The organism is Veillonella dispar, from assembly GCF_937975875.1.
In the GTDB taxonomy this organism is placed as follows: Bacteria; Bacillota; Negativicutes; order Veillonellales; family Veillonellaceae; genus Veillonella; species Veillonella dispar_B.
In genome coordinates, this window is the sequence record NZ_CALJSP010000107.1 from 1 (window position 1) to 4,329 (window position 4,329).

A 4,329-nucleotide genomic window follows, 5' to 3' on the forward strand; every position below is an offset into this window, starting at 1 on the left:
TTAACAGTTGCCGATTTATTACAAAAATTCGAAGTAGCTGGAGAAAATGCATTGAGCGACCGCATGGTACTTGGTGCAAAATAATAGAAGAGGGCTGTGGCCCTCTTTTATTTATTTACTGTATTTATTCTTTACAAGATAAGGTAGATACTGTATACTAAATAAGGTCGTAAGACATATCGTAAGCGAAGTATTCGAATCTCCAACGGTTACTTAAGCTTATCGGGATTATTTATTTTTTAGGAGGTAACATTAATGTTAACTACAGAAGCTAAATTAGCAGTAATTAAAGAATACGCTACTCATGAAGGTGACACTGGTTCTCCAGAAGTACAAGTTGCGATTTTAACAAGCCGCATCCAATACTTAACAGATCACTTGAAAGAACACAAAAAAGACCATCATTCCCGTCGTGGTTTGTTGAAATTGGTTGGTCAACGCCGTAACATGCTTGACTATCTTCGTCGTAAAGATATCGAACGTTACCGTTCCCTTATCGAACGTCTTGGTCTTCGTAAATAATAAAATTAGCCGTCCTATTGGACGGCTTTTTTATTTTATTTCTCTATGTTATAATAACGTTAGGCAAAGGGAAACGAATGCCGATATTCAATTGTGGCAACACAAAAAAAGGACAGAGCGGCAACTCTGTCCTTTTTTATTGTGCTAGTTGCTATCTAAATCTACTATCTAGCCACTTGATGATGTAATGGCAAGTTACACCACCTATGATAGAGATTATAAGGGAAATGAGATATTCAATCACGACAACACCTCCTTTCTGTTGCCAGAATAGGAGTTAGCAACAACTAGAGTATAACATAATAGTATGAACTAACGTATACTATAATTAATTGAAAATAGCTTATTTTTTCTTGATGATATATAATAAGAAGGTATACATATAAGAAGATTTTTAGGAGGAATAGGAATGGAACAATTCCAAATGGACCTAGCTGGTCGTACGCTTACGATCGAGACTGGGGAACTTGCAAAACAAGCTGGCGGTGCCGTAATGGTTGGTTATGGCGATACTCGTGTACTCGTTACTGCTACAGGTTCTAAAGAGGCGAAGGATATCGATTTCTTCCCACTTACAGTAGACTATGAAGAAAAAATGTACGCTGTTGGTCGTTTACCAGGTGGCTTCATTAAACGTGAAGCGCGTCCACCTGAATCTGCGATTTTGAATAGCCGTTTGATTGACCGTCCTATTCGTCCATTATTTGATAAAGGTGTACGTAATGAAGTACACGTAGTGGCAACTGTTATGTCTGTTGATCAAGATTGTGATCCAGCAATCTGTGGTATGATTGGTGCCTCCGCTGCTTTATCTATTTCTGATATTCCTTGGAATGGTCCTATTGCAGGCGTTCGTATGGGTCGTATCAACGGTGAATTTGTTGTAAACCCAACAAAAGAACAATTGGAAGCAACAGATCTTAACATTGTTGTAGCTGGTACAAAAGATGCTATCCTCATGGTTGAAGGTGGTGCTCAAGAGGTTCCAGAAGAAACTATTCTTGAAGTCATCATGGCAGCTCATGAAGAAATTAAAAAAATCGTAGCTTTCCAAGAAGATATGAAAGCAAAAGTGGGCAAGGAAAAACGCGTATTTGAAAGTAAAGACGTGCCAGCTGAAATCGCTGATGCAGTTCGTGCCTATGGTCATGATAAACTTGATGCAGCAGTACGTTGTGCTGATAAACAACAACGTGATGCACAAGAAAGCGAAGTGCGTGCAGATGTATTAGCACACTTTGAAGAAATCTATCCAGATAACTTGGATGATGTAAATAAAGCATTTGATGCTATGACAAAAGAAATCGTACGTCATATGATCACTGTTGAAAAAATTCGTCCAGATGGCCGTAAACTTGATGAAGTACGTCCTATCTCTTGCCGTACAGGTGTATTACCTCGTACACATGGTTCTGGCTTATTTACTCGTGGTCAAACACAAGTATTGAACGTTGCTACTGTAGCACCATTGTCTGAAACTCAAACAATTGATGGCATTGGTTTAGAAACAGAAAAACGTTATATTCACCACTATAATTTCCCATCCTTCTCCGTAGGGGAAACTCGTTCCTCCCGTGGTCCTGGTCGTCGTGAAATTGGCCATGGTGCGTTGGCTGAACGTGCATTAGTACCTGTTATTCCTAGTGAAGAAGAATTCCCATATGCATTGCGTTTAGTATCTGAAGTGTTGGAATCTAACGGTTCTAGCTCCATGGCATCCGTTTGTGGCTCCACATTATCCTTGATGGATGCTGGTGTACCTATTAAAGCTCCTGTCGCTGGTATCGCTATGGGTCTTGTAACTCAAGGCGAACACTATACAATCTTAACTGATATCCAAGGCATGGAAGATGCTCTTGGTGACATGGACTTTAAAGTGGCTGGTACAGCAAAAGGTGTAACAGCAATTCAAATGGATATCAAAATTTCCGGCTTATCCCGTGAAATCCTTCATGAAGCATTAGAACAAGCTCATAAAGGCCGTATGCATATCATGGGTATCATGCTTGATACAATTGCTGAACCACGTCAACAAATGTCTCAATACGCTCCACGTATTATTACAATGAAAATTGATCCAGATAAGATTCGTGATGTAATTGGTTCTGGCGGTAAAGTAATTCGTGGTATCATTGATGAAACAGGTGCAAAAATCGACATCGAAGATGATGGCACAGTATTCATCGCTTCTGTAGATCAAGATGGTGCTGCTAAAGCACAACAAATCATTGAAAACCTTACTAAAGAGGTTGAAGTAGGTGAAGTATACCTTGGTAAAGTAACTCGTTTGATGGCATTCGGTGCTTTTGTAGAAGTATTACCAGGTAAAGAAGGTCTTGTACATATTTCCAAACTTGCGAAAGAACGCGTTGAAAATGTAGAAGACGTTGTAAATGTAGGTGATGAGATCATGGTAAAAGTTATCGAAATCGATAAACAAGGCCGTATCAACTTGTCTCGTAAAGATTGTTTAAAATAAGAGGTGTTACATGGATATTCGTGGCTTTGAAGTAGTTTCTGCTTTTGAAGAACAAGATATCAATTTACCAACCCGTAAAACAACAGAAAGCGCAGGCTATGATATTGAATGCGCTGAAGCTGTTACTTTAGAACCAGGTCAAGTAGTATTAGTGCCAACAGGTATTAAAGCTTTCATGGCATACGATGAATACTTTGCCATTCACATTCGTTCTAGCATGGCCATTAAACGCCATCTAGCACTTGTAAATAGCACAGGCATTATCGACAGTGATTACTATAATAATGAGGACAACGAAGGTCATATCATGATCGCTCTACTCAATTATGGTAAAGAAACAGTTTCCCTTGAAAAAGGTGAACGCGTTGCTCAAGGTATTTTCTCTAAATACCTTATCACTAACGATGACGATGCTACAGGCATTCGTACAGGTGGTATTGGTAGCACTGGGACTATGTAAACTAAATACGATTCTGAATAGAATGGTGAAAGCCGCTCAACTAAAGTTGGGCGGCTTATTGTTATTATGTTATTATTAATCTATATAGAAACATATGATAACTAAACTTTTGATAATAGAAATAATTTATAAGATTTTATATATACTTAGGAAATAAATATGAATGAGAAGATTATAGAGATTTTAACAAACGCAAAAGAACAACTTGAATTTTATATTCCTCAAATTATTAATACTAATAACCTATCTGATAATGAAGATATTAATGTCATCAATGAACAATATAGACAAGCTTTAAATGAGATTTCAATGATTTTAGATGTTTATAATTGTTCAACTCCGATGGCTGCTTTGGATAAATTAATTGAGCAAACAAAAGAAAATTTTGATATTATAATTAACAATTGTGAAGAAAATATCTCTAATAATATTGCAGCTCGTGATTATGCTGATTATTACTATCAGTATAAAGCTATTTTTGATAATTTAGAAAGTTATCTTAAAAAACTTATAAGTATACGCTATTTATGTCGTGTTGGAAATATAAATACTGTAATTGTAGGTAAAAATGGTTCAGGTAAATCTTCGTTTGCTAGTTTTTTTAAAAACTCATTTAACAATAATATTGTAGTTATTCCTGCACAAAAATATCTAGTTTATAAAAATCTTGATGATAATCATTCATTAAGTATCAGTAGAGATGAGTTATATGAAGTACAGCATAAAAATTATATTAGTGGGTTAAAATCTAATGATTTTTATGAGCTAAATCAATTTTTATATAATGCAGAAAAAATATTTACAAATCTTATTATTACTTTGTGTAATGAAGAGTTGAATTTGGGTTTACAAGCTCTTTATAGTGAAA

Annotated in this window: 4 protein-coding genes and 1 pseudogene; all 5 read left to right on the forward strand. The window is 36.2% G+C overall.

Annotated elements, in window-relative coordinates; genetic code table 11:
- Positions 1-84 (forward strand): annotated as a pseudogene (locus Q7P05_RS09595) (ABC transporter ATP-binding protein); the annotation flags it as partial.
- 171 nt (positions 85-255) lie between these two features.
- On the forward strand, positions 256-522 hold the full coding sequence (gene rpsO, locus Q7P05_RS05030) for a 30S ribosomal protein S15 (protein WP_005386879.1): 267 nt from the start codon (positions 256-258) through the stop codon (positions 520-522).
- A 409-nt stretch (positions 523-931) separates the two neighbouring features.
- Complete coding sequence (locus tag Q7P05_RS05035) at positions 932-3,001, forward strand: polyribonucleotide nucleotidyltransferase (protein ID WP_303930860.1); 2,070 nt, start codon at positions 932-934, stop codon at positions 2,999-3,001.
- Between the two features lie 10 nt (positions 3,002-3,011).
- The gene (dut, locus tag Q7P05_RS05040; RefSeq protein ID WP_303930862.1) at positions 3,012-3,461 is read left to right on the forward strand and encodes a dUTP diphosphatase; all 450 of its coding nucleotides are present in this window, start codon (positions 3,012-3,014) and stop codon (positions 3,459-3,461) included.
- Between the two features lie 159 nt (positions 3,462-3,620).
- Positions 3,621-4,329, forward strand: a 709-nt coding sequence (locus tag Q7P05_RS05045; protein WP_303930864.1) for a hypothetical protein, incomplete at its 3' end; no start/stop codon positions are given.